This window comes from Marinobacter vinifirmus (assembly GCF_002258215.1).
In the GTDB taxonomy this organism is placed as follows: Bacteria; Pseudomonadota; Gammaproteobacteria; order Pseudomonadales; family Oleiphilaceae; genus Marinobacter; species Marinobacter vinifirmus.
Window position 1 is genome coordinate 40,187 of record NZ_NEFY01000009.1, and the last position, 22,616, is coordinate 62,802.

At 60.0% G+C, this 22,616-nt stretch carries 24 protein-coding genes and 1 other RNA gene; 7 read left to right on the forward strand and 18 right to left on the reverse strand.

Annotated elements, in window-relative coordinates; all coding sequences use genetic code 11:
* Position 1: 1 nt before the first annotated feature.
* The 7 genes from fis to aroQ all read right to left on the reverse strand — a co-directional run bounded on the left by fis (position 2) and on the right by aroQ (position 5,966).
* On the reverse strand, positions 2-319 hold the full coding sequence (gene fis / locus B9Q17_RS12105) for a DNA-binding transcriptional regulator Fis (RefSeq protein ID WP_022988371.1): 318 nt from the start codon (positions 317-319) through the stop codon (positions 2-4).
* Positions 316-1,314, reverse strand: a complete 999-nt coding sequence (dusB, locus tag B9Q17_RS12110) for a tRNA dihydrouridine synthase DusB (RefSeq protein ID WP_058341878.1) — start codon at positions 1,312-1,314, stop codon at positions 316-318. Before dusB ends, fis begins: the two co-directional genes overlap by 4 nt.
* Positions 1,315-1,525: 211 nt before the next feature.
* Positions 1,526-2,686 carry a DUF3426 domain-containing protein gene (locus tag B9Q17_RS12115; RefSeq protein WP_094625418.1) on the reverse strand — a complete coding sequence of 387 codons (1,161 nt, stop codon included), beginning with the start codon at positions 2,684-2,686 and terminating at the stop codon, positions 1,526-1,528.
* 84 nt (positions 2,687-2,770) lie between these two features.
* Positions 2,771-3,667 (reverse strand): 50S ribosomal protein L11 methyltransferase, encoded by an 897-nt coding sequence (prmA, locus tag B9Q17_RS12120; protein ID WP_036219133.1) that lies wholly within the window; start codon positions 3,665-3,667, stop codon positions 2,771-2,773.
* A gap of 2 nt (positions 3,668-3,669) precedes the next feature.
* Entirely contained in the window at positions 3,670-5,016 is a 1,347-nt protein-coding gene (accC, locus tag B9Q17_RS12125) for an acetyl-CoA carboxylase biotin carboxylase subunit (RefSeq protein ID WP_022988367.1), read from the reverse strand.
* An 18-nt stretch (positions 5,017-5,034) separates the two neighbouring features.
* Positions 5,035-5,499 carry an acetyl-CoA carboxylase biotin carboxyl carrier protein gene (gene accB / locus B9Q17_RS12130; protein WP_094625419.1) on the reverse strand — a complete coding sequence of 155 codons (465 nt, stop codon included), beginning with the start codon at positions 5,497-5,499 and terminating at the stop codon, positions 5,035-5,037.
* Between the two features lie 26 nt (positions 5,500-5,525).
* Positions 5,526-5,966 (reverse strand): type II 3-dehydroquinate dehydratase, encoded by a 441-nt coding sequence (aroQ, locus tag B9Q17_RS12135; protein ID WP_022988365.1) that lies wholly within the window; start codon positions 5,964-5,966, stop codon positions 5,526-5,528.
* On the opposite strand from aroQ, the gene B9Q17_RS18065 reads away from it, so the two are divergent.
* Complete coding sequence (locus tag B9Q17_RS18065; RefSeq protein ID WP_022988364.1) at positions 5,956-6,141, forward strand: hypothetical protein; 186 nt, start codon at positions 5,956-5,958, stop codon at positions 6,139-6,141. The genes aroQ and B9Q17_RS18065 overlap by 11 nt on opposite strands.
* Before the next feature lie 121 nt (positions 6,142-6,262).
* On the opposite strand, the gene B9Q17_RS12140 is transcribed toward B9Q17_RS18065, so the two are convergent.
* Positions 6,263-7,873, reverse strand: a complete 1,611-nt coding sequence (locus tag B9Q17_RS12140; protein WP_094625420.1) for a GGDEF domain-containing response regulator — start codon at positions 7,871-7,873, stop codon at positions 6,263-6,265.
* Between the two features lie 204 nt (positions 7,874-8,077).
* Between B9Q17_RS12140 and B9Q17_RS12145 the strand changes: the two genes are divergently transcribed.
* Together B9Q17_RS12145 and B9Q17_RS12150 are read left to right on the forward strand one after the other, a co-directional pair.
* Complete coding sequence (locus B9Q17_RS12145; RefSeq protein WP_094625421.1) at positions 8,078-10,063, forward strand: bifunctional diguanylate cyclase/phosphodiesterase; 1,986 nt, start codon at positions 8,078-8,080, stop codon at positions 10,061-10,063.
* Positions 10,064-10,085: 22 nt separating this feature from the next.
* Positions 10,086-11,138, forward strand: a complete 1,053-nt coding sequence (locus B9Q17_RS12150) for a DUF2333 family protein (RefSeq protein WP_022988361.1) — start codon at positions 10,086-10,088, stop codon at positions 11,136-11,138.
* Positions 11,139-11,230: 92 nt separating this feature from the next.
* Here the strand turns inward: B9Q17_RS12150 and ppa are convergent, their stop codons facing one another.
* From ppa to rpiA, 3 genes are all read right to left on the reverse strand, one after another.
* The gene (gene ppa / locus B9Q17_RS12155) at positions 11,231-11,758 is read right to left on the reverse strand and encodes an inorganic diphosphatase (protein WP_022988360.1); all 528 of its coding nucleotides are present in this window, start codon (positions 11,756-11,758) and stop codon (positions 11,231-11,233) included.
* Positions 11,759-11,855: 97 nt separating this feature from the next.
* On the reverse strand, positions 11,856-12,995 hold the full coding sequence (locus B9Q17_RS12160) for an acyl-CoA dehydrogenase family protein (protein WP_094625422.1): 1,140 nt from the start codon (positions 12,993-12,995) through the stop codon (positions 11,856-11,858).
* Between the two features lie 137 nt (positions 12,996-13,132).
* Positions 13,133-13,813, reverse strand: a complete 681-nt coding sequence (gene rpiA / locus B9Q17_RS12165; protein WP_022988358.1) for a ribose-5-phosphate isomerase RpiA — start codon at positions 13,811-13,813, stop codon at positions 13,133-13,135.
* A 136-nt stretch (positions 13,814-13,949) separates the two neighbouring features.
* Here rpiA and ilvA point away from each other — a divergent pair, with 136 nt between their 5' ends.
* Entirely contained in the window at positions 13,950-15,485 is a 1,536-nt protein-coding gene (ilvA, locus tag B9Q17_RS12170; protein ID WP_058341870.1) for a threonine ammonia-lyase, biosynthetic, read from the forward strand.
* Between the two features lie 330 nt (positions 15,486-15,815).
* Positions 15,816-15,980: a hypothetical protein gene (locus tag B9Q17_RS18195; protein WP_022988356.1), complete on the forward strand. Its 165-nt coding sequence runs from the start codon at positions 15,816-15,818 to the stop codon at positions 15,978-15,980.
* On the opposite strand, the gene B9Q17_RS12175 is transcribed toward B9Q17_RS18195, so the two are convergent.
* Entirely contained in the window at positions 15,962-16,597 is a 636-nt protein-coding gene (locus tag B9Q17_RS12175; protein ID WP_094625423.1) for a 5-formyltetrahydrofolate cyclo-ligase, read from the reverse strand. The two genes, B9Q17_RS18195 and B9Q17_RS12175, sit on opposite strands and share 19 nt — an antisense overlap.
* Positions 16,598-16,715: 118 nt before the next feature.
* On the opposite strand from B9Q17_RS12175, the gene B9Q17_RS12180 reads away from it, so the two are divergent.
* Positions 16,716-18,500, forward strand: a complete 1,785-nt coding sequence (locus tag B9Q17_RS12180) for a tetratricopeptide repeat protein (RefSeq protein WP_094625424.1) — start codon at positions 16,716-16,718, stop codon at positions 18,498-18,500.
* A gap of 7 nt (positions 18,501-18,507) precedes the next feature.
* On the opposite strand, the gene ssrS is transcribed toward B9Q17_RS12180, so the two are convergent.
* The 5 genes from ssrS to B9Q17_RS12205 all read right to left on the reverse strand — a co-directional run bounded on the left by ssrS (position 18,508) and on the right by B9Q17_RS12205 (position 21,342).
* Positions 18,508-18,687, reverse strand: a non-coding RNA gene (gene ssrS, locus B9Q17_RS12185) — 6S RNA.
* Between the two features lie 61 nt (positions 18,688-18,748).
* On the reverse strand, positions 18,749-19,045 hold the full coding sequence (locus B9Q17_RS12190) for a cell division protein ZapA (RefSeq protein ID WP_094625425.1): 297 nt from the start codon (positions 19,043-19,045) through the stop codon (positions 18,749-18,751).
* Positions 19,045-19,251, reverse strand: coding sequence for a TIGR02449 family protein (locus B9Q17_RS12195; protein WP_022988352.1), 207 nt, complete (start codon positions 19,249-19,251; stop codon positions 19,045-19,047). The genes B9Q17_RS12190 and B9Q17_RS12195 overlap by 1 nt, the downstream gene beginning before the upstream one ends.
* 118 nt (positions 19,252-19,369) lie before the next feature.
* On the reverse strand, positions 19,370-20,644 hold the full coding sequence (locus B9Q17_RS12200; RefSeq protein WP_244177384.1) for an ABC transporter permease: 1,275 nt from the start codon (positions 20,642-20,644) through the stop codon (positions 19,370-19,372).
* Positions 20,641-21,342: an ABC transporter ATP-binding protein gene (locus B9Q17_RS12205; protein ID WP_094625427.1), complete on the reverse strand. Its 702-nt coding sequence runs from the start codon at positions 21,340-21,342 to the stop codon at positions 20,641-20,643. The genes B9Q17_RS12200 and B9Q17_RS12205 overlap by 4 nt, the downstream gene beginning before the upstream one ends.
* A 69-nt stretch (positions 21,343-21,411) precedes the next feature.
* Here B9Q17_RS12205 and B9Q17_RS12210 point away from each other — a divergent pair, with 69 nt between their 5' ends.
* A complete protein-coding gene (locus B9Q17_RS12210) occupies positions 21,412-21,924 on the forward strand; it encodes a DUF3299 domain-containing protein (protein ID WP_094625474.1) in 513 nt (170 codons plus the stop codon).
* A 2-nt stretch (positions 21,925-21,926) separates the two neighbouring features.
* Here the strand turns inward: B9Q17_RS12210 and B9Q17_RS12215 are convergent, their stop codons facing one another.
* The gene (locus tag B9Q17_RS12215) at positions 21,927-22,505 is read right to left on the reverse strand and encodes a ZrgA family zinc uptake protein (RefSeq protein WP_094625428.1); all 579 of its coding nucleotides are present in this window, start codon (positions 22,503-22,505) and stop codon (positions 21,927-21,929) included.
* Positions 22,506-22,616: the final 111 nt, after the last annotated feature.

Sequence of the window (22,616 nt, forward strand, 5' to 3'; positions counted from 1 at the left end):
ATTAAAGCAGACCGTACTGCTTGAGTTTCTTGCGCAGGGTGCCGCGGTTCAGGCCAAGCATGGTGGAGGCCTTGGTCTGGTTGTTGCGGGTGTACTTCATTACCTGCTCCAGCAGGGGCGCTTCCACTTCTGACAGCACCAGCTGGTACACGTCAGAAACCGGTGCGCCGTCCAGCTGCGTGAAGTAGTTTTTCAGGGCCACTTCCACGCTGTCACGCAGGGTGACACTGTTGCCGCTATTATTTACCGTGTGCAACTGATGGACATCATCGTTGGCCGGGGTGCCCAGGTTGTCGTTTGCCAAAGTCTCAGCGGTCATGCTGCGAATACCTCTCCATTTCGTAAGCCTGCAAAGTACTGTTCGATGCTGTCTTTCTGCTCCAGCGCATCTTCGATGCCGTTGAAGCGTGTTCGGAACTGTTTGTTCTCGTCGTGGGACTGCAGATACCAGCCCACATGCTTTCTGGCGATACGCACACCCATTTTCTCGCCGTAGAAGCTGTGCAGTTCGGCCAGGTGCTCCGACAGAATCTGCTCGACTTCATCCAGCGGTGGCTCAGCCAGGTGTGTGCCGGTTTCCAGGTAGTGCAGAATCTCCCGGAAGATCCATGGCCGGCCCTGTGCCCCACGGCCAATCAGCAGGCCGTCTGCGCCGGTGTGCGCGAGCACCTGCCGGGCTTTTTCCGGCGTGGTGATGTCGCCGTTGGCGAACACCGGAATACCCACGCTGGCTTTTACCGCAGCGATGGTGTCGTATTCGGCGTTTCCGTTGTATTTGTCTGCCCGGGTGCGGCCGTGCACTGCCAGTGCCTGGATGCCGGCGTCTTCGGCCATGCGGGCGATCACCGGTGCGTTGCGGTTGTCCCGGTCCCAGCCGGTGCGCATTTTCAGGGTGACCGGTATATCCACGGCGGCCACAACGGCCTCGAGGATTGCCCGCACCAGTTTTTCATCTTTCATCAGGGCAGAACCGGCGGCCTTGTTACAGACCTTCTTGGCCGGGCAGCCCATGTTGATGTCGATGATCTGGGCACCAAACTCGGCATTTTGCCGGGCGGCATCCGCCAGCATCTCAGGGTCGCCGCCGGCGATCTGTACCGAGCGGGGTTCCGGTTCACCCTGATGGTTCAGGCGGGTGCGCGATTTGCGCGTATGCCAGAGCTTGCTGTCTGCTATGACCATTTCCGATACCGCCAGACCAGCTCCCATTCGGCGGCAAAGCTGCCGGAAAGGGCGATCCGTTACGCCGGCCATGGGCGCAACAATAAGCGGGTTGGGCAGGGTGTACGGCCCGATTTTTGCCGTTGGCAGCATGATCTGAGTCCGTGTCACAGCGGGTTAAGCAAGGTTCGGTGGAGCGGTTGGTTAATTTCTGACCGCTCCGGTCTCCGAAGGGCGGTAATGATACCGCCGGGGGCACATCGATTGAAGGGGCGAAAGCAGGAAAAAATTGATTATTTTTCGTGCTTTCTGGTTGACTTTTGCGCTGTCAACTGTGCGTCGGCATGGCGGTTGTCCGGCGCTGTCAGGGGGATGCCGGCCGGAAACCCAGATTGTAGTTAACCGCGTCGCGGCCCGGGTCGCGAATGCTGATGGCGATGCGAACCGGAGTTTCTACCGGCATGGCATCCAGCCCGGTGGCTTCGCCGGCCAGGTATTCATCGGGGGAAAACACACTCTGGGCCACCACGTCGCCGTTAAGGTTCGAGAAGGTCAGGGCGATGGCCGGGAACGGCTGTTCAAAGCCTGCCCGGTTGAGGATAACCGCATCGACAATCAGCTGGGTACGGTTTTCCGGATCGGTGCGTACCACCAGCTTCCGGCTCTGGATGGCGTCGACATCCACCAGGGGCTTGAGCTGGCAGCCGGCAAGTTCACAGCCTTTCTCGTAGAACGGGCGCAACTGGGGGATGGCAGACAGCCGGTCAAACTGGAACCAGGTAACCTGGGCCACCAGAACGCCAATCAGCACCAGCACCACCAATGCCCAGAGGGCTGTGCGCAGGCCGCCACGGCCACCATCCACGGATACCGGATCGCGGCGCAGGTCCTGGTAAAGGTTGTCCGGCTGGAACGGTTTGGCGGGGCGGCTGGTGGCAGGATCGCCCACCCGGTCGTCATCGGCGGTCAGGGGCGGTTCGTCATCGGCCCGGGGTTGCGCCGGTTCGGGCTCCGGCTCAACTTTCAGAAGTTCAGGTTCAGGTTCAGGTTCAGGTTCAGGTTCAGGCTCCGGTTCGGTTTCAGGCTTGCCTTCCTGCCCGGGCTCCACCTCTTCAAGCATGGCTTCTGCCCAGCTTTCGTCTACCTGGTGGTTGTCGTGATCGTCTGAGTCGTCCCGGAAGCCCGGGGCATCGGGTTCATCCACATCCCGGAAGCTGTCGCTGAGCTCGTCCTCATCGAAGGTGAGCTTGCTGCCGGCGTAGCGGCCTTCAGTGGCGTCTTCTTCGGGGTTGTCGGCAAACACAAACTCGTCTTCGCCAAAACCGACATCTGCGGGTTCTTGCGGCTTTTCCTCGGGGGGCGTCGCAATCGTCCCGCTTTCAGTCACCCGGTGTTCCAGGGCGTTGAACACGTTCATGCAGCTGCCGCAACGGACCTTGCCCCCGGCTACGCCGAGCTGTTCGTCGGTTACCCGGAAACGGGTTTCGCATTGGGGGCACTGGGTCTGCAGGCTGCTCTGGGTCATGCTTCGGTCCTGAAAGCGGGATCGCTAGGTCATTGCATTTGGGTCAGTACGAGTCAGGCAGTTTAGTCATAAACGCCTGGGCCGTCATCTGTCCCTGCGCCGTCCTGTGAGGCGTATCCAGTCTTCTTTCTGTTCCGGCTCGTCCATGATGAACCAGGGCTCGTAGGCGTCCATCACTTCCCGGGCCTGGTTGAACAGAATGCCGGACAGTACCAGGTGGCCACCGGGCCTGGTCAGCTCTGCCAGCCTTGGCGCCAGGCCAATCAGCGGCTGGGCCAGGATGTTGGCCAGCATTACGTCCGCCTGGGTGTCGGGATCCTGTCCGGGCAGGTAGAGGTCCAGGCGGTTGTCTTCCACGCCGTTACGGCGGGCGTTGTCGCGGCTGGCTTCCAGGGCTTGCGGGTCTGTATCCACGCCAATCACATGGTCCGCACCCAGCAGCAGGGCGGCCAGGCCCAGGATGCCGGAGCCACAGCCGTAGTCGGTTACCTGTTTGCCGGCAACATCCTGGCCGTCGAGCCATTCCAGGCACAGGGCGGTGGTGGGGTGGGTGCCGGTGCCGAAGGCCAGGCCCGGGTCCAGCAGCAGGTTGGCGGCATCGGGGTCTGGCGCCTCGTGCCAGCTGGGCACAATCCACAGGCGTTCACCGAACTGCAGCGGGTGGAAATCATCCATCCAGGCCCGTTCCCAGTCCTTGTCTTCCACCAGAGTGACTTCAATCTCGGCCAGGGACTGCTGGGTTTGCTGGTGCCAGGCGTCGCGGATATCCGCTAACAGCTGTTCGATGTTGCGATCAGACTGGAACAGGCCGGTAACGGTGGTCTGGCTCCAGAGGGGAGTGGTGCCCGGATCGGGCTCGTACAGGGGCTGGTCGGCTGCGTCTTCCATGGAAACGGCGTCTGCGCCCATTTCCATTAACAGATCCTCCAGCTGATCCGCAGTATCCGGATCAGCTGGAATCTGGAGTTGTATCCAGGGCATGGTTAATCCCGCATCAGTTTCTCGAGGTAGTGGATGGTGAAGTCTACCTGTTTAAAGCCACCATCGCGTACCAGTTTTCGATGCAGGGGTTGATTGGTCTTGATGCCCTCGACCAGCATTTCGTCCAGCGCGTTCTTCATGCGCCGGCGGGCGATTTCCCGGTCGTCGCCCCAGGTGATCAGCTTGGCCACCAGGGAATCGTAGTACGGCGGTACGGTGTAGCCGCTGTACAGGTGCGAATCCACACGGATGCCGTTGCCACCGGGAGCGTGGAAGTGTTTCACCTTGCCCGGGCTGGGCACGAAGGTTTGCGGGTCTTCGGCGTTGATCCGGCACTCGATGGCGTGGCCGGAAATATGGATTTCGTCCTGGCTGTACTGCAGCGGCAGGCCGCTGGCAATGCGCAGCTGCTCACGCACGATGTCCACGCCGGTGACCATCTCGGAAACCGGATGCTCAACCTGTACCCGGGTGTTCATTTCAATGAAATAGAACTCGCCGTCCTGGTACAGGAACTCGAAGGTGCCGGCGCCCACGTAACCGATTTCCTTACAGGCATCCACGCAGGCCTTGAGGGTGCGCTCCCGGGATTCCGGGTTGATGTTCGGAGCCGGTGCTTCCTCGATCACCTTCTGGTTGCGGCGCTGCATGGAGCAGTCCCGGTCGCCCAGATGGATGACGTTACCGTGCATATCGGCCAGCACCTGGACTTCCACGTGGCGTGGAGTTTCCAGGAACTTCTCCAGATAGACGGTGGGATCGCCGAACGCGTTCTTGGCTTCGGTTTGGGTAATCTGCACCGCTTTCAGCAGGGCGGCTTCAGAGTGCACTACCTGCATACCACGACCACCGCCGCCGGAAGCGGCCTTGATCATCACCGGGTAGCCGATCTGCTTCGCCAGCTTGAGGGTACGCTCGTCGTCGTCCGTCAGCGGGCCGTCGGAGCCGGGTACGGTCGGTACGCCTGCCTTTTTCATGGCTTCGATGGCGGAGACCTTGTTACCCATCAGGCGAATGGTTTCTGCCCGGGGGCCGATGAAGCGGAAGCCGCTTTTCTCGACCTGCTCGGCAAAGTCGGCGTTCTCTGCCAAAAAGCCGTAGCCCGGGTGGATGCCCACGGAATCGGTCACCTCAGCAGCGCTGATGATGGTGGGGATGTTCAGGTAGCTTTCTGTGGGGCTGTTCGGGCCAATGCAGACAGATTCGTCTGCAAGGCGCACGTGCATCAGGTCGCGGTCGACCTGCGAGTGCACGGCAACCGTCTTGATGCCCAGCTCCTTGCACGCGCGGAGAATGCGCAGGGCAATTTCACCGCGGTTTGCGATCAGAACTTTTTCTAACATGGCCATGGTTAGCAATCACCGAATTCAGGAAATGACGACCAGGGGCTGGTCAAACTCAACCGGCTGGCCATTTTCGACCAGGATTTCGGTAATGGTACCGGCCTTGTCGGCTTCGATCTGGTTCATCATCTTCATGGCTTCTACGATGCAGATCACGTCGCCAGCATTCACGGTCTGGCCCACTTCAACGAATGCAGCAGCTGTGGGTGAGGGTGAACGATAGAAGGTGCCAACCATCGGAGACTTCACGGTATGGCCTCTCGGTGCAGCCGGGGCAGCAGCTTCTGCAGCCGGTGCTGATTCAGCCACGGGCGCCGGTGCCTGGGGCGCCTGCGGTGCGGCGTAGTGTCCTACATAATGGCCACCGGCAGCTGCCTGCTCGCGACGGCGGGAAATGCGTACCGAGTCGTCGCCTTCGTGAATCTCCAGCTCTTCGACATCAGACTCTTCGAGCAGCTCGATCAGTTTCTTGATTTTGCGAATATCCATAACTGTTTCAGTCCCGTTTTACTGGTCTATCGGTGAATTCGTTGCAGGGCAGCCTGCAGTGCCAGGTCATAGCCCTGGCTGCCCAGCCCGCAGATAACGCCTACGGCGATATCCGAAAAGTACGAGTGATGGCGGAAAGGCTCCCGCGCATGCACGTTGGAAAGATGCACTTCAATAAACGGAATCCCGGATGCCAGCATGGCGTCACGCAGCGCCACGCTGGTGTGGGTGAAGGCGGCCGGATTGATAATGATGAAATCCACGCCTTCGGCCCGGGCTTCGTGCACCCGCTCGATCAGCTCATATTCCGCGTTCGATTGCAGGTGCAGGAGATGATGGCCTTTGTCTGCCGCTTTCTCGCGCAACCGGTCATCGATATCGGCCAGGGTCTCATAGCCATATACCTCGGGCTCACGGGTGCCGAGCATGTTGAGGTTGGGGCCATGGAGCACAAGTATGGTCGACATGGTAATTTTGCCTTGGTGTTATTTGAACAGGATCGCCGAAGATAACGGCACGTTACCGGAATGGTGCGTGCTTGTTAGCCTCGGATCAACACTTTTTGACAATCTTCCTGCTGCCGGATTGATCCTGAAAAAAGCTTACACAGCAATGACCGGCGGTGCGATGACATTTCGTTGATGGCCTCAATTGTCGGCCATGGTTGCCAAAGCGGCTATTCGACATTGGTTTCATGGGCCGGGCAGGGCGCCCGGCCCGGAAGTTCAGAGGCTGGAGCGATTCTCCAGCCTGGAGGGAGGGCTCAGGACGCCAGGCTGATCTGGTTGCGGCCGTGTTCTTTCGAGCGATACAGGGCCTTGTCGGCCCGTTCGCACAGTGTCTGGGCACTGTCGCCCTGCCAGTCGGCAACGCCGCAGCTGAACGACACCCGGAACTCCTGTTCGCCGGCCTGCTGCTGCAGCTCGGAGAAGCGCTGGCGGATTTCGTCGAGCACGTTCTGCGCATCCCGGGCGGAGGTGTTGGGCAGGATCACCGCAAACTCCTCACCGCCGTAGCGGCCGATGTGGTCGGTTTTGCGCAGGCGCTGTTTCAGGAACATGGACAGGCTGCGCAGTATGCGGTCGCCGATGGGGTGGCCGTAGGTGTCGTTGACCTTCTTGAACTCGTCAATATCGATCATGGCAAAGGCCAGCGGCTGGTCTTTTTGTCTCGCCCTGACAATTTCCTGTTCCAGCAGGTACAGGGTGTGGGTGTGGTTGTACAGGCCGGTCAGGCTGTCGCGAATCATCAGTGCCAGCAGCGAACGGGCCCGGCGACCCCGGTTGTGGATGGTCGCCACCAGGTGTTTGGGGTCGATCGGCTTGGTCAGGAAGTCGTCGCCGCCCAGGCTCATGGCCTGCAGCTGCTTGTTCACGTCTTCCTCTGCCGACAGGTAGATAATCGGTACGCTGTGGAATTTGTCCTGCTGGCGGATAACCCGGGCGATCTCGGTGCCGGTGCAACCGGGCATGTACATGTCGAGGATGATGATTTCCGGAGAGAACTCGTCCAGGGCGTTGATGATCTGCATCGGGTCGGTGATGACGTAGGCGTTCATGCCGGCCCGCTTGAGCACCGTCTCCATGAATTTCGCCTGGGCCCGGGAGTCGTCCAGTACCAGCACCTTGTAGGGCTCGCTGGAATTGCCGTTGCAGTAGGTTTCGATTTTCTCGATCAGCTGGCCCGGGTCTACGGCCGGGTAAAAGAATTCCTCGCCGCCGCAGCGTGAAGCCCGCAACCGGGTTTCAATGGTGCCATCGTCTTCGCTGACGAAGATAATCGGGATGGGAGTCTCGTGCCGGGCCTGTAACTGCTCTACGGTGCTGATACCCGCCAGGGCGGATCCGCCGAAGTTCACATCCATCAGGATGGTTTCCGGCTTGCTCTGGTTGCAGGCCTCGACCAGCTCCCGGGCGGTGGCGAAGGCGGCGGCCCGGAACCCGAAAAATTCCAGCTGGCGGATCAGCCGGTTGGCGGTTTCCCTGTTTTCCAGGGCAATGTAGACCGGGGTGCGCCGGTATTGCTGCGGTGCCTGGCCGGTGGCCTGGTCGGAGCGGCGCTGGGTGCTCTGGCACAGGCTGCCGGTGGCTTCCTGTAATTGCGCGGCAAGGTTGTCATCCAGGGCTGTGCCCGGTGCCCAGCTTGCCAGCAGTTGCAGGATGCGCTTGCCGGCAACGGCGTGGTCATTCATCTCGAAGCGCAGGGCGTAGCGCACCAGTTTGTCGGTGTCTGCGGCAAACAGCTCGCGGAGGCTTTCGGCCTGGCCCCGGTTCTCGCTGATCTTCTGCCAGGTATCCAGCACCACCCGGGCCTGGGTGGTTACACGGCGGGCGAAGTGTTGCCTGAGTTTTTCTTTCTGGCTCTCGTCGTTCATGGGGCTCCGGCCTGTGTCCTTTTTATGAAGATGCACCCGATCCGCGGGGGTAACTTTCTAACCTTAGTCGGTTTCCAGAGTCTATAGTGTTTAATGTTGTCGGCGTAGATTGCACACTGTAAATGTTTGTCAACTCTGCGGCACCGGTCACGGGCCGCTGATCATGGAAATCGTTCAGGCCAGCATGGCCGGGGCCGGGAAATCATGGCAAGGAAGCACACAAACACGTTCGCAGCCCAGCAGGGTGAAATCTCCCTCAGCAGCCTGCTGATTCTGTTCACCAGCGGTCTGTTGGTGATCATTCTTGCCGCCGCGTTTATCACCAGTTTCGGGCACTTCCGGGACTACGTGGCGGACCAGCTCACAGACCACGCCCTTGACGGAGCGACTGCTACCGGGCTTTCCCTCTCCAACGCGATTGACGGCTCAGACCCTGTGGCCTCGGCATCGCTGGTGGATGCGGTTTTTGACAGCGGCCGTTACCTGTCGGTGGAATACATCGGCCATGACGGCCAGGAGATTGCGGGCCGGCGTATGGAGCTAAAGGGTGCGGCCGCCCCCGGCTGGTTTATTCGCCTGGCGGAGCTGCCGTTGCCGCAAGCGGAGGCGGAAGTGGTACGGGGCTGGTCGCGCCTGGGCAAGGTCAGGGTGGTCAGTCATCCGGGCCGCGCCTACGACGACCTGTGGCGCATATCCCTGGGCTTGCTGGTTAGCGTGCTGGTGATCGGCGGTGCGGGCCTGGTGGCCCTGTTCCTGTTGGTGCGCCGGTTACTGCGGCCACTGTCGACACTGGAGCAGCAGGCCCGGGCCTGGGGCCAGCGGGATTTCCGGAACCGGGTGCGCACCCGTTCTACCCGTGAGCTGAACCGTGTAACCGAAGCCATGAACCAGATGGCGGACGACCTGGAGCGTTTGTTTGTCGGTCAGGGCCGGCTTATCCAGCATTTGCGCAAAGTGAATAGTGAAGACCCGGTAACCGGGCTGGCCAGCCGCAGTTCCTTTGACCAGCGCCTGAAAGCGGAAATCATGTCGGAAGAAAAGTCGGCTCCCGGTGTGTTGGCCATGATCCGCCTGGCGGGCTTTGCCGATTACAACATGGCCTATGGCCGTGAAGAGGGCGACCAGTTGCTGCGCCAGGTGGCCGGAAGCCTGGCCGGGTTTACTGCCCGCCACCCGCAATCCTTTGCCGGCCGGCGCACCGGCGCGGAGTTTGTGGTGTTTCTGCCAGGAGCGCCGGCAGCCGACGCCCGGAACTGGCTTGAGCGGTTAATCCAGGAACTGGACAGTATCTATTGCGACCTGGCCTCGCCCATGGACACGGCCGTGCACGGAGGGCTGGCGGTGGCTTTGCCCGGGGCCGGGGTCCGTGACCTGCTGGCGGCGGCGGATGAAGGCTTGCGGGCGGCCCAGGAGAAATGCGAATCCGGTTGCTGCCTGGAGCAGGCCGGGGCGGACAGCCATCTCACCATGGAATCCTGGCGCGACCTGCTGGCCGGTGCCATTGAATCCGGGAACCTGTCATTGTGGCTGCAGCCAATGGTGACCTGTGAAGACGGTGCCCTGGCCCATTATCAGGCCTTTTCGCGCATTCCCTCGCCGGAGGGCGACCTCAAGGCCGGGGCATTTCTGCCCGTGGCCGAACGCCTGGGCCTGATTGCCGGCATTGACCGGTTGTTGCTGGCCCGGGTGCTGGCGATGCTGGAACAGACGCCGGACCAAACCCTGGCCATATCGCTTGGGGTTTCCTCCGTTGGTGATGACCGCTTCTGTGAAGACCTGCTGGAAGCGCTGACCCGGGCCGGGAACCGGGTGGCCAGGCTGTGGGTAGGCATTCCCGAACTTGCGCTGAACCATCATCGCAAAAAGGCTGGCTGGCTGGTTCGGGCGCTGGTGAAAATTGGTGTTCCGGTGATGGTGGATCGTTTCGGCGTCGGCGGGGTGCCGTTCAGCTATCTGAGAAATCTGCCTTTCCGGGGCATTCGTATCGACAACAGTTTTATCCACGACCTGGACAGCCACAGCGAGAACCGGTTCTGGGTGGAGTCGGTGATCGGCATCGCGCACAGCCGCGGCGTGCGGGTGTTCGCCACCGGAGTGGAAACCGAAGCGGAATACTCGGTAGTCTGTAAGCTGGGTATTGATGGCGCCATGGGATACCATCTGGGCAGGCCCTTCGGGGCAGACGAATAAGCAACGGGAGAACGGGAGACTTATGTCGGGCAAGATCAGACAGTACTTCAGGGACAAAAAGGAAGACGTACAGGATTACACCGGAGGCAGTGGTGTAATCGGTAAATTTGTACTGGCGGTGCTGGTGGTATACCTGCTGGTTACGATTGTGCTCGGCATGTACTGGAGCAGCGAGCCGGATACCTTCTCTGTGCGTGACCATACCCGAACCCTGGCCAACACCATGGAGCGGGAGCCGGTAACCGGGTTTGCCACCACCGCCACCATGATCCGGATTGCCGAAACCCTGCTGGACAAGCCGGGCGGATACATCTCTAACGACATCTTCCCCCCGGGATTGTGGCTGGACAACATGCCCAACTGGGAGTACGGCGCGCTGGTGCAGCTGCGGGACCTGTCCCGGGCCATGCGTAAAGACATCAGCCGTTCCCAGAGCCAATCGGCTGAAGACCCGGACCTGACCATTGCCGAGCCCCAGTTGCACTTCGACAGCGAGAGCTGGGCGATACCCTCCACCGAGGCTGAGTACCGTCGCGGTATCAATGCCCTCAAGCGCTATCTGAACCGGTTGTCGGACCCCGCCCAGGCCGATGCCCAGTTCTTTGCCCGCGCGGACAACCTGGGCAACTGGCTGGCAGACCTGGAAACCCGTCTGGGCAGCCTGTCCCGCACCCTGAGCGAGAGTGTGGGCAAGGCCTCGGTGTCCGATGCGGTTGCCAACCTTGATCCGGACGATCCACTGTCTGAAGACATCGGCGGCGAGGATGTGAAAACCGACTGGACCAGGATTGACGATGTGTTCTACGAAGCTCGCGGCAGTGCCTGGGCCCTGCTGCACATCTTCCGGGCCATTGAAGTGGACTTCCGCAAGGTGATTGTGGACAAGAACGCCATGGCCAGTGTGAAGCAGATCATTATCGAGCTGGAAGGCACCCAGGAATCCATGTGGAGCCCGGTGATCCTGAATGGCAGTGGCTTTGGCCTGCTGGCTAACCACTCCCTGACCATGGCCGCTTACCTGTCACGGGCCAATGCAGCAATCAGTGACATGCGGGACCTGTTGTCACGGGGGTAACAACGGATATGCGTTACCCGGGAGGGTAACGCAGACACAAAAAAACCGGGGAGCTGTTATGGCTGCCCGGTTTTTTTATGCCTGATACGTGATCAGCCTTTGTAGGCGTTCACGGCATCAACAATGGCTTGCTTGGCAGCGGCGGCGTTGTCCCAGCCCTGCACCTTTACCCACTTGCCCGGCTCGAGAGTCTTGTAGTTCTCGAAGAAGTGACGGATCTGGTCGCGCAGCAGCTCGGGCAGGTCGTCGATTTCTTTAACGTCGTGGTAAGTGGTGGTCAGCTTGTCGTGGGGAACCGCAACCAGCTTGGCGTCGCCACCGGCTTCGTCTTCCATGTTCAGTACACCCACCGGACGGCAGCGAATAACGGAACCTGCCTGGATCGGGTACGGGGTTACTACCAGCACGTCCAGCGGGTCGCCGTCGTCAGCCAGGGTGTGCGGGATGAAACCGTAGTTGGCCGGGTAGAACATGGGGGTAGCCATGAAACGGTCAACCAGCAGGGCGCCCATGTCTTTGTCCAGTTCGTACTTGACCGGGGAGCTGTTAGCCGGGATTTCGATGGCTACGTAGATGTCTTCCGGCGGGTTCTTGCCAGCGGGGATGTTGTCGAATTGCATGTGCGATCCTTCCTGCTACGTTAGTGTTCGTTTAACTGCGGTGGAAAATTGGGCGCAATTATACGGAAGTCTCCTGCCATTCGAAACTAAACCTTGGTCACAGCCGGATCTGTTTGGCAATCAGCTCCTTCATGATTTCCGTGGTGCCGCCGCCGATCGACAGGATCTTGGCATCCCGGTACAGGCGCTCCACCACCGATTCCCGCATGAAGCCCATGCCGCCGAACAGTTGCACCGCCTCGCGGGTGACTTTTTCGCACACGTCGACGGAGAAGTTCTTGGCCATGGCCACCTGTTTGATCGGGTTTTTGCCGGCCTGCATCAGCGCCGCGCAGCGGTAGGTGTATTCCCGGGCGATGTCGATCTGGGTGGCCATGTCCACCAGCTTGTGGCGGGTTACCTGGAAGCCTGAAACCGGGCGGCCGAAGGCCTTGCGTTCCTTGACGTAATGCATCGCGGCTTCATAGGCCAGCTGGGCGGTCATGTAGGCCATGATGGACAGGCTCAGGCGTTCGGCCAGGAAGTTGCTCATGATGGCAATGAAGCCGGCGTTTTCGGCGCCGATCAGGCGGTCGGCCGGTACCCTGCAGTCTTCGAAGAAGAGTTCGGCGGTGTCGCTGGCCCACCAGCCCATCTTGCGGAGCCTGGTGCCGGTGCTGAAGCCGGGCATGTCATGGTCGATCAGCAGCAGGCTGATGCCGCCATGGCCCTCGCCGCCGGTGCGCACAGCCACGGTGTAGTGGTCGGCACGGGTGCCACTGGTGATGAAGGTTTTGCTGCCGTTGACGATGTAATGGTCGCCGTCTTTCACGGCTCGGGTTTTCAGGCTGGCGACGTCAGAGCCGCCGCCGGGTTCGGTGACCGCCAGGGCGGCAATTTTTTCGCCCCGGAGCACCGGCGGTACGATCTGATCGCGTATCTCTTTCTTCGCCCACTTGGCCACCGGTGGCAGGCCGATATCCAGGGAACCGATGCTGGCGACAAAGCCGCCGGAGGTGGAGCGCATCAGCTCTTCGGACGCCGCCACTTTCATGAAGATATCGCCTTCACCAACGCCACCAAGCGCTTCCGGGAAGCCAATGCCCAGCAGCCCTGCGTCGCCTGCCTTCTGGTAGATTTCCCGGGGGAATTCGCCGGCTTCTTCCCAGTTGTCGATATGGGGCAGTACGTGGGTTTCGATAAATTTACGGGCGGTCAGGCGAACCTGTTCGTGGGTTTCGTTGAAGTAGTCAGACACAATCGGGCTTCCCGCGTTCTTGTTGGTGTTATCCGGAGTGTCTCTTAAATTTCTTTACCAAGCAAGCGCTTGGTTTGTGCGTGTGGGCCAGAAAAAGCCGGCGCTGCTGGCCGGCTTGGTCGTTTGCTGCTTCTGGCTCATGCGCCGGGGCGGGCAATGCTCTTCACGCCTTCGCTGGTGCCCAGCAGCAGCAAGTCGGCCGGGCGTCGCGCGAACAGGCCGTTGGTAACCACGCCGACAATGTTGTTGAGCCGCTCTTCCACCTGGATCGGGCGGGAGATGTCCATGTTGTGGATGTCGATGATGATGTTGCCGTTGTCAGTGACAAAACCGTCCCGGTAAACCGGGTCGCCACCGAGTTTGACGATTTCCCGGCCCACATGGCTGCGAGCCATGGGAATCACTTCCACCGGCAGCGGGAATTCACCCAGAATGCCCACCATCTTGGACTCGTCGGCAATACAGATAAACGTCTTGGCGACGGCGGCCACAATCTTTTCCCGGGTCAGGGCACCGCCACCGCCCTTGATCAGTTCCAGGCTCTCGTTGGTTTCGTCGGCACCGTCGACGTAAAACTCGATTTCGTTAACGGCGTTGAGGTCGTATACCGGGATGCCGTGCTTTTTCAGTCGTTCGGCGGTTGCCTCGGAGCTTGCGACGGCGCCGTCGAAGTCGTTGCGGTATTCCGCCAGGTAGTCGATGAAAAAGTTGGCGGTGCTGCCGGTGCCCACCCCGACAATGCTGCTCGGTTCCAGGTGAGGGGCGATGTGATCCACTGCAGCTTTGGCAACGGCTTGTTTCAGTTCGTCCTGGGTCATGGGGGGGGCTCCCGGAGGTTTGCGTTGAATTTGGGCGCTATTATACGCCTGCAGCAACTCTGCTTATAGACGGCAAGCGTGCAAACTTTCTACACTGTGGGTTTTTCCTGATCACTCACCAGCAACCGGAACCATCATGCCGCAACGCTATATCAAGAAGATACTCGATGCGCGGGTTTACGACATCGCCATCGAAACACCGCTGACTGAAGCCCGCAGCCTGTCCAAGCGCTTTGGCAACAATATTATGCTCAAGCGTGAAGACCTTCAGCCGGTGTTCTCCTTCAAGATTCGTGGCGCATACAACCGGATTGCCCAGCTCTCCGAAGAGCAGAAAGCCAAGGGCGTGATCTGTGCCTCCGCCGGCAACCATGCCCAGGGCGTGGCGTTGTCGGCCAGGCAACTGGGCATCAAGGCCGTGATCGTGATGCCCCAGACCACGCCTGACATCAAGGTGAAGTCGGTGCGGGACCGGGGCGCCCGGGTAGTACTCAAAGGCGACGCCTTCGACGAAGCTGCCGCCCATGCCCAGGAGTTGATCAAAAAACACGGCTACACCTACATCCCGCCCTACGACGACCCGGACGTCATCGCCGGGCAGGGCACCGTAGCCATGGAAATGATGTGGCAATTTTCCCAGCCCCTGCACGCGGTATTCATCCCCGTGGGCGGCGGCGGCCTGATCGCCGGCATGGCGGCGTACATCAAATACCTGCGCCCGGACATCAAGGTTATCGGAGTGGAACCGGAAGACTCCAACTGCCTGCAAGCCGCCATGGCTGCCGGTGAGCGGGTGATACTGGACGAAGTAGGCATCTTTGCAGACGGTGTGGCGGTTAAACAGATCGGGGAAGAACCCTGGAACATCTGTAAAGACGCCGTCGATGAAGTCATCACCGTTTCGACTGACGAAATCTGCGCTGCCATCAAAGACGTATTCGAAGACACCCGCTCCATCGCAGAACCGGCAGGCGCACTGTCGGTGGCCGGCATGAAAAAGTACATCGAGCGGGAACAGCTTGAAGGCGAAAACCTGGCCGGCGTGCTCAGCGGCGCCAACATGAACTTCGACCGCTTGCGCTACATCTCCGAACGCACCGAAATCGGCGAAAAACGCGAAGCCATCCTGGCCGTCACCATCCCGGAAAAACCGGGCGCGTTCAAAACCTTCATCAACGCCCTGCACAAACGCAGCATCACCGAATTCAACTACCGCTACGCCGATGCCAGCGAAGCCGTCATCTTCGTTGGCATCCAGATCCAGGCCGGCGGCCTGGGCCGTGAAGAACTGGTGCAGGAACTGCGCGAAACCGGCTACTCCGTCATCGACCTCACCGACAGCGACCTGGCCAAGCAACACATCCGCCACATGGTCGGCGGCCACGCCCCGTCGGTCAGCAACGAAGTCATCTACCAGTTCGAATTCCCCGAACGCCCGGGCGCTTTGCTGAAATTCCTCATGTCCCTCGGCACCCGCTGGAACATCTCCCTGTTCCACTACCGCAACCACGGCGCAGCCTACAGCCGCGTTTTGCTGGGTGCCCAGGTTAACGAAGCGGAAATTCCGGATTTCGAGAAGATGCTGGAGAAAGTGGGCTTCCGCTACGAAAACATGACCGATAACGAGGCCTACCGGTTGTTCCTGGGCGCGGGTAACGGAAACCAGAAGTAGACCCGGTCAGAAGCAGAAGCAGAAGCAGAAGCAGAAGTAGAAGCAGTTGTGGGGCACCTTTCCGGGAATTTCGAAGGCCATGGATGGCCGGAGAGAAGCGCACATGGATGTGCTCGTAGCGGTTCCCGGAAAGGTGCCCCACAACTGATTCGGCCGTCTTGCTCCGGTGCAGGTCGCCCGGTTTCGGCCGGCATACCCTTACGTAATCGTAATCCGTCAATAATTGTAAAATTGAAGTTACGTGTTAGTCTTTCGTCTAATTCTCTAAGTCGAGAATAGCCATCTGATTTTCCAGCCAATTAGAACCAAGAAAAAACGGGACCACGTGAAATGAGAGGCAAGCCAGACATCATCCGCACCATCGTACTGATCTTTGCGGTCGGCCTTGTCATTACCGGGTTTACGTCACTTCAGGCTTCAGAAGACAAACGCTCTGCCAGAGACGTTCCTGTGACCAGCTTCGTGCAGCCAGCCAGTCAGGGCTTGAACCGGTAACAACGCTTATCCGTTACCACACCGTGTAAAGGCACATCCCAGGGCTCAACCGGCAACTGTTCCACGCGCTGAAAATCGTGGGCCAGGCCAACCAGTTTTGGTGCCATGCAGGGCCTGATCCGGCTGAACGCGAAGGTTCGGTCGTAGAAGCCGCCGCCCATACCCAGTCGCCCTCCGGTTTCGTCAAACCCCACCAATGGAAACAGCACCGCATCCAGTGCCCAGGCCGGCTTGCGTCTTGAACGCGGGAACGGGGGTTCTGGAATGCCGAAGCGGTTTGCCGTCAGTTGCACTCCATCATAATAGGGGCTGAAAACCAGCTTGCCCGGGTAGATCGGGTGCAGAATGGGCAGGTAGAACCGGATGCCTTTTTTGCGAGCCAGATCAATGTACAGGGACGGGTCAATTTCGCCGTCGTTGGCGAGGTAGATGCCAATGTGGCGTGCCCGGTGCAGGTCGGGGTGCCTCAGCAGGTTAAGGGCGAGACGTTCGGAAGCTTGCCGCTGTTCTTCAAACGACAGACTTCTCCGTTTCTGGCGAAGAGTTTGGCGGAGCTGGCGGCGTGAGGCCCGATCATTGCCGGAGTCAAACGTCCTTGCTTGATGATGCGGATTCAAGATGGCGATTACCTGCTGCTGCGTCGTGAATTCGGCCTATGTTGTATCACATCAATAACGCCCCGTTAAAATTCTGCTAGTCTGCAGTCCGTTGTTTTTTCAGAGGCTGTATTCTGCCATGGATTTCCCCCGATACGCTCGCCTGTTGCTTCCTGCGGTTTTGATTGTTGCTTTGTCTGGTTGCGCGACCGGATCCCCCGAGGTTTACCAGGTGGGTGTTCGTGCGTTGGCTTCTGCTGAATATTCCGGTGCCCGCCACCATCTCCAGAGTTACCTTGACGGTGAGACCGAGAGTTATGAAAGCAGTCGGGCGCGCTATGAACTGGCTCGCTTGACGTATCTTGGCCTGGGCGGGCCAGCGGATGAGCGGGCAGCTGCCGAGTTGCTGGAGCGAGAGCTTCAGAAACCGTTTTCGGTCTACGAGCGCGAAGCGCGGCATTTGTTGGCCGAGATCTATCGGCGAGGGCAGGCAGAGAACCGTGATGTGTCCAGGTCGTTAGTGCTTCTCCGTGCGGCGGACTATCCGCGAGCCTTGATTGATCTCGCGATGATCTATTGGTCCGGGGAGCTGGTCGAGCAGGATCGCAAACAGGCGGTGGCACTGATCCCCGAAATCGGTGAGCTAGATAATGCTTCGAATCTGTTTCATCACCGGGCTCTGGCTGAATACTGCGGCCCCGACACCCGGGACAGGGTACCTGCCTGGGCCTGTCTGGATGAGGAAGGCGAGTTTATTCTCCAGAGTGCAGACGAGGTATGGCGCGCAAGTCGTCCGGACACCGATGCAGGCACCATGCGCTACCTGGCTACATTGTATCCGGCCCTGGTGGATCCCAGTGCGCAACGCCGGGTAGCGTGGTACCGGTATGCCGGAGATAAAGGCAGCGCCCGCGCCCAGTACATGATAGCCCAAATATACGGAGCGCCAGATTCACCTTGGTTTAACCCTGCCGAAGCAGAGCAATGGCTGCAACGGTCTGCCGATCAGAACTACCCGAAAGCACTGCTGGCCCGAGGTGTGGCGCTGGCTCGCGGAAAGCAGCGTTCCGAGGCTGATTATCTTGAGGCGCTCGATCAGCTGGAGCGTGCGGCCGACCGGGGCGAGAAAGAGGCGAATCTCTGGTTGGCTCACCTGTATCTGAATCCCGAAGACGGGCGCTCGATGCAGGTGGGTCTGGCCGTTGCGCGTCTCGAACAGATAGAACGGGAGGACGATCGGGCCAAGCACTTGCTGGCCGATATCTATCTCTCGAGCCTGCCGGGTATGGCCGAAGAACAGCATCGCCGAGCCTTGGATCTGTTGGAAAGCATGGCTTACCGGGATGCGGAGGCGGCCTACAAACTTGGTGCGATCTACAGTCAGGGGCTGGCCAGTATTCCGCCCAGTCTGGTGGATGCTGTAGGTTGGTTGAGGCGCGCCGCTAATAAGGGCCACCTGCCCGCACAGCTGCTTTTGGCGCGAGAGTTGCAGCAGGATGGCCGGGATGAGAGCGCTGCGAAAGCTCGCGAGCGGTTTGTATTTATGCCGATTGCCGATGTGCCGGATAATCTGCGTCAAGCTGTCTCAAATGCGCGCTATAGACAGGCAATGTATTACGCCGGTCAGGCTGAGGTTCATGCAGAAGAAGTTCGACAGCTTCTGGAGAGGGCGGCGGAGGAGGAGAACATGGCCGCCCTGGCGTACCTCGGGCTGATGTACTACCGGGGTGAGCAGGTGGCCCCGGATGATGAGCTGGCCTATCAGTACCTGGAACGCTGGGATTCGCTGTATCAGCAACGAAAGGATCAGGCCAGGTCGGACGACTCAGTGTGGTCTGGACTGTTGTTCGATGAGCGGTTCGGTAACCAGGAGGTTCAGGACGCTTTGCTGCACTTGAGATTCAGGAAGTCGCAATCGGAGTAACGGTGAAAAGCTTCCCGGGCTGCCGTTATCGGATGTAGCCCTTGAACCCAAAGTTCAAGGTCGGTGGCCGCTGTGACATATCAGGCTTTCCCCCGTGGGGGACATGCTCACAATGCCCTGAAGTAGCCACCTGGGTAGTGCGCATCGGCTCGAGGACGTACCCGACCAGCGAACAGCCCAGGAAGTTGGTTCCATTATACGGGCAGGGCCGGGGCTGATTGCAACCCCGTTTCCGGATTCTTTCCGGATCAGTTGCCCGAAGGCTCTCCCAATGCCTCATCAAGCCGGTTGTCCATGGCACGCAGGATGCTGCTGGTGGCATCAGACATGGTGTCGCGCTCCAGCAGTTCATGGGTGATGTTCAGGGCGGCCATCACGGCAATGCGTTCGGTACCGAACACCTTGCCGCTGGAGCGGATTTCGCGCATTTTGGTGTCCAGATGCCGGGCCGCACGCAACAGGGCTTCCTGCTCTTCCTGCGGACAGGCCACCAGGTATTCCTTGTCGAGAATCCTGACTTCCACGGTGGTTGAGGTCTGTGACATCAGTGGTGCTCCAGTGCCCGAAGACGGCCGATCATGGCTTCAATCTTGTTCTTGGCAAGATCGTTCTTGTGCATCAGCTGGGCCCGTTCCCGGTTCCAGTCGTCCTGCAGCTCGCGCAGCAGGGCGTTATCCTTCTCGAGCTTTTTGCAGCGTTCAATCAGTGTGTCCAGCTTGTCCGCTAATGCCTGTACTTCGGACTGTTCCATGACGTGCCCAATATGAGTAATTTGGATGTCGGTAACTATAAGTGCCCGCACCATAACGGTCAATTTACCGCATTGTCATGGCGCCGGGGCCGTGAAGCCTGTCACTTTCAGCGGCAGGTCAGCCGCCGGATCCGGCAAATCCCAGCTTGCGGCTCTTTTGCCAGCTGCGCAAGGCCGGGAGTAACGAAACCACGAATGCCGCCACCGGTACCAAGCCCAGCAGGAGCCATTCTGCCCGGTTCAGGCCGCGAAGTCCGATCTGTATGCCGTACTGCTCCAGCAGCCAGGGGCCCAGGCCGGCAATGGCACCGGCGCCCAGCAGCAGCGCCAGGGCGCTGGCCGCCAGGGCCAGTACCACGCACTCAAAGCTGTACAGCGAGGCAATCAGGATGGGCGGGGCACCGGTAGCCCGCAACACCGCCACCTCCTGCTGGCGCTGGGCCTGAATGGTCAGCAGCACCGCAACCAGGCCGGTCAGGCTGGTAATGACCACAAACGCGCTGATGCCCAGCAAGGCTTTCTCAAACTGGCCCATCATGCGCCACAGTTCGCTCAGGGCAACGCCCGGCAGAATGGCGGACAAGGGCTCCTCGCGATACTGGTTCAGCTCCCGTTGCAGCTGGAAGGTGAGTATCGGCTTGTCCAGCCCGATAAACGCTGCGGTAATGGCGTCTGGCTCGAAGGAGCGGGTCTTTGCCTTCTCTTCTGTCAGGGTTCGGCCGGGCAGGGCAATGCCGGATTCCCAGCCCACGTGGATGGCTTCCATGGCTTCCAGGCTAATGTAAACCGCCTGGTCTACCGGTGTGCCGGTAGGCGCCAGAATGCCGGACACCGTAAACGGCAGGTCGGTATGGTTGGCAAAGCTGGTGCGCCCACCCCCGTGGGACAGCACAACACGGTCGCCAGCCTGGTGGTTGAGCTGGCGGGCCACGCCGGCGCCCAGCACCACATCGAACAGGCCAGTAAACCAGTGGCCGGTTGTCAGCTCCAGGGGCTGGTCATTGCCATATCGGAAGCGCTCGATGAACTGTGCGTTAGTGCTTACTACCCGGTAGCCCCGGTAGCTGTCGCCCAGTGAGACCGGAACCACCCAGTCGATACGCTTGTCCTGTGCCAGTTTCTGGTAAGTGGACCAGCGGATGTTGTTGGTGGCATCGCCAATATGGAAGACCGAATACAGCAGCAGGTTCAGCTGGCCGCTGCGGGCACCAACAATCAGGTCTGTTCCGCTGATGGTGCTGGTAAATGACTGCCGGACTTCAGTGCGCAGATACTGGATTCCGAGCAGTAGCGTGACGCTCAGGGCAAGGGTGAGGCAAACCAGTGCCAGTACCTTGCGCCGGTACCACAGGCTGGCGGTTGCCAGGGAGAGTGCCAGTCGGACCTTGCTCACGGCGTACCTCCCAGGGCCAGTTGATGGTGGAAGTGGCTGGCCAGGCTTCTGTCGTGGCTGACAAACACCACCGAGCATTGCCGTTCCCTGGCCAGCGTCAGCAGAAGATCCAGGAAGCGGTCGCGGTTGTCGGTGTCCAGGGCGGAGGTTGGCTCGTCGGCCAGAATGATTTCCGGCGCGCCGATCAGCGCCCGCGCGGCGGCGACTCGCTGCTGCTGGCCGATGGACAGCTCGGTAACTCCGTGGTGCCAGTGGCTCTCGGGGATGCCAAGTTCCTTCAGCAGTTCGCTGGCAGCGGTATCCGGGTGACGGTCGGCGCGGGCCCGGCGCAGCGCCGATAACCGGCAGGGCAGGGTCACATTGGCCAGCGCACTCAGGTAAGGCACAAGGTTGAACTGCTGGAAGATGACGCCCATATGGTCAGCCCGGAAGCGATCCCGGGCGCCGGCCCTCATGGCACTGGTTTGCTGCCCCAGCAGGCTGATCGAACCGGTTTGCGGCGTCTGCATCCCGGCCAGCAGGCCCAGCAAGGTACTTTTGCCGGTGCCACTGGGGCCGTGCAGAAACAGGTGTTCGCCTGCGGCCAGGGAAATGTCAGGAAAAACGAGCGGCTGTTCCCGGCCTGGCCAGCGAAACATCAGGTCTCGGGTCTCTATGGCCGGGCAGGCCGATCTGGCGGTTGCTGTACTGCTGTTCATATCGGTCTGGTCGGTTGCGTTGTATGATGTGGGCCGTGTTGTGAATCACCCCGATTGGAGATGCCGTCCATGCCAGTGTATCCGAAGTCCCGGGCATTGTTTGCCTGCCTTTTGCCGCTGATGTTGCTGCTGTCATTATCAGCCCGGGCCGAGCTCCGGGAAATCGACTGGCTGGAACTGATGCCGGCCGAAGACCTAGCATTGCTGGAAAGCATGCCTGAGGTGGAGCACGAAGGCGATGGCCCGGTTTTGTTGCCCGACGAGATCATGACGGGCCGGGTTGTGCCGGAAATGGGCGATGTCGAAGGCCGTATTCCGGGCTTTGTGGTACCCCTGAAAACCACCAGTGACATGCGCATCCTCGAGTTCTTCCTGGTGCCTTACTACGGCGCCTGTATCCACGTACCGCCACCACCGCCGAACCAGATTATCCATGTGAAATACCGCGAAGGCTTCACCCTGGAAGCCCTGTACGACCCGGTCTGGATTGAGGGCAAGCTGGTGATTGAGCGTACCGAAAACGACCTGGGTACTTCGTCTTATTCCATGGTGGCGGAGTCTGTAGAGCGTTATACCGAGTAAGTTTACTGCCCCGGCCGGAAACGGTTGTCGGACCGGGTCAGCCGGGTGCCACCCTGGCCCTGCGCAGATACCCATTGCACATCCAGGAGCTCCAGGGCCGGGTAGGCGTCCAGTATGGGTGCGGTGAAGGCGGAAGCATCTGGCAAGGCGTCGCATCGCATGCTCTGGGTGATTTCCAGGTCGGAATGGTTTGCGTGGGCGTCCTGGTCATGGCCGTGGTCATGCCCTTGGTCATCGTGAGCTTCGTGCCCTTCCCAGCCGGTATGCAGTTCCGAAGTGGTCACCCGGCAGTTGCCTCCTTCGGTGTTGATCAGGGCATTCGTGGCCACCCATTCGCGCAAACCGTCCAGTTTCTGCCGCTGTTCCTTTGTGCGGGGCTGGTGCTCGAAGCCCAGCAGGTTCCAGGCGGGCGACTCCAGCAACAGGTCAATCTGTTCGCCGGCAAAGGCAACCTGGAGTTCTGCATGGCCATGCTGGTGAGCGGCCGGGTTGTCCTGTGCCATGGCGGGTGCCGTAATGGTTGCCAGGCCAAGGGCCAGGATCAGTCTGGGGGAAGCGGACAAGGGCAGGCGCTTTCGCATCGGGGGATCTCCGGTGTTTTGATATGTTATAACATTTTTATCCTTTGGCCCGGTAAAAGCAAGTGCCGATCTGGCCGGCCCGTGCCAGCACAGCGCCGTAATGCTAGGATA

Bases quoted from the DNA above. Each gene is read 5' to 3' on its own strand.
- aroQ (WP_022988365.1), bottom strand. From the start codon at position 5,966: ATGTCGACCATACTTGTGCTCCATGGCCCCAACCTCAACATGCTCGGC.
- B9Q17_RS18065 (WP_022988364.1), top strand. From the start codon at position 5,956: ATGGTCGACATGGTAATTTTGCCTTGGTGTTATTTGAACAGGATCGCC.
- dusB (WP_058341878.1), bottom strand. From the start codon at position 1,314: ATGCTGCCAACGGCAAAAATCGGGCCGTACACCCTGCCCAACCCGCTT.
- fis (WP_022988371.1), bottom strand. From the start codon at position 319: ATGACCGCTGAGACTTTGGCAAACGACAACCTGGGCACCCCGGCCAAC.
- B9Q17_RS18195 (WP_022988356.1), top strand. From the start codon at position 15,816: ATGAGAGGCAAGCCAGACATCATCCGCACCATCGTACTGATCTTTGCG.
- B9Q17_RS12205 (WP_094625427.1), bottom strand. From the start codon at position 21,342: ATGAACAGCAGTACAGCAACCGCCAGATCGGCCTGCCCGGCCATAGAG.
- B9Q17_RS12180 (WP_094625424.1), top strand. From the start codon at position 16,716: ATGGATTTCCCCCGATACGCTCGCCTGTTGCTTCCTGCGGTTTTGATT.
- B9Q17_RS12145 (WP_094625421.1), top strand. From the start codon at position 8,078: ATGGCAAGGAAGCACACAAACACGTTCGCAGCCCAGCAGGGTGAAATC.
- B9Q17_RS12140 (WP_094625420.1), bottom strand. From the start codon at position 7,873: ATGAACGACGAGAGCCAGAAAGAAAAACTCAGGCAACACTTCGCCCGC.
- B9Q17_RS12210 (WP_094625474.1), top strand. From the start codon at position 21,412: ATGCCAGTGTATCCGAAGTCCCGGGCATTGTTTGCCTGCCTTTTGCCG.
- B9Q17_RS12150 (WP_022988361.1), top strand. From the start codon at position 10,086: ATGTCGGGCAAGATCAGACAGTACTTCAGGGACAAAAAGGAAGACGTA.
- B9Q17_RS12195 (WP_022988352.1), bottom strand. From the start codon at position 19,251: ATGGAACAGTCCGAAGTACAGGCATTAGCGGACAAGCTGGACACACTG.
- B9Q17_RS12190 (WP_094625425.1), bottom strand. From the start codon at position 19,045: ATGTCACAGACCTCAACCACCGTGGAAGTCAGGATTCTCGACAAGGAA.
- accC (WP_022988367.1), bottom strand. From the start codon at position 5,016: ATGGCCATGTTAGAAAAAGTTCTGATCGCAAACCGCGGTGAAATTGCC.
- accB (WP_094625419.1), bottom strand. From the start codon at position 5,499: ATGGATATTCGCAAAATCAAGAAACTGATCGAGCTGCTCGAAGAGTCT.
- prmA (WP_036219133.1), bottom strand. From the start codon at position 3,667: ATGCCCTGGATACAACTCCAGATTCCAGCTGATCCGGATACTGCGGAT.
- ppa (WP_022988360.1), bottom strand. From the start codon at position 11,758: ATGCAATTCGACAACATCCCCGCTGGCAAGAACCCGCCGGAAGACATC.
- rpiA (WP_022988358.1), bottom strand. From the start codon at position 13,813: ATGACCCAGGACGAACTGAAACAAGCCGTTGCCAAAGCTGCAGTGGAT.
- ilvA (WP_058341870.1), top strand. From the start codon at position 13,950: ATGCCGCAACGCTATATCAAGAAGATACTCGATGCGCGGGTTTACGAC.
- B9Q17_RS12215 (WP_094625428.1), bottom strand. From the start codon at position 22,505: ATGCGAAAGCGCCTGCCCTTGTCCGCTTCCCCCAGACTGATCCTGGCC.
- B9Q17_RS12115 (WP_094625418.1), bottom strand. From the start codon at position 2,686: ATGACCCAGAGCAGCCTGCAGACCCAGTGCCCCCAATGCGAAACCCGT.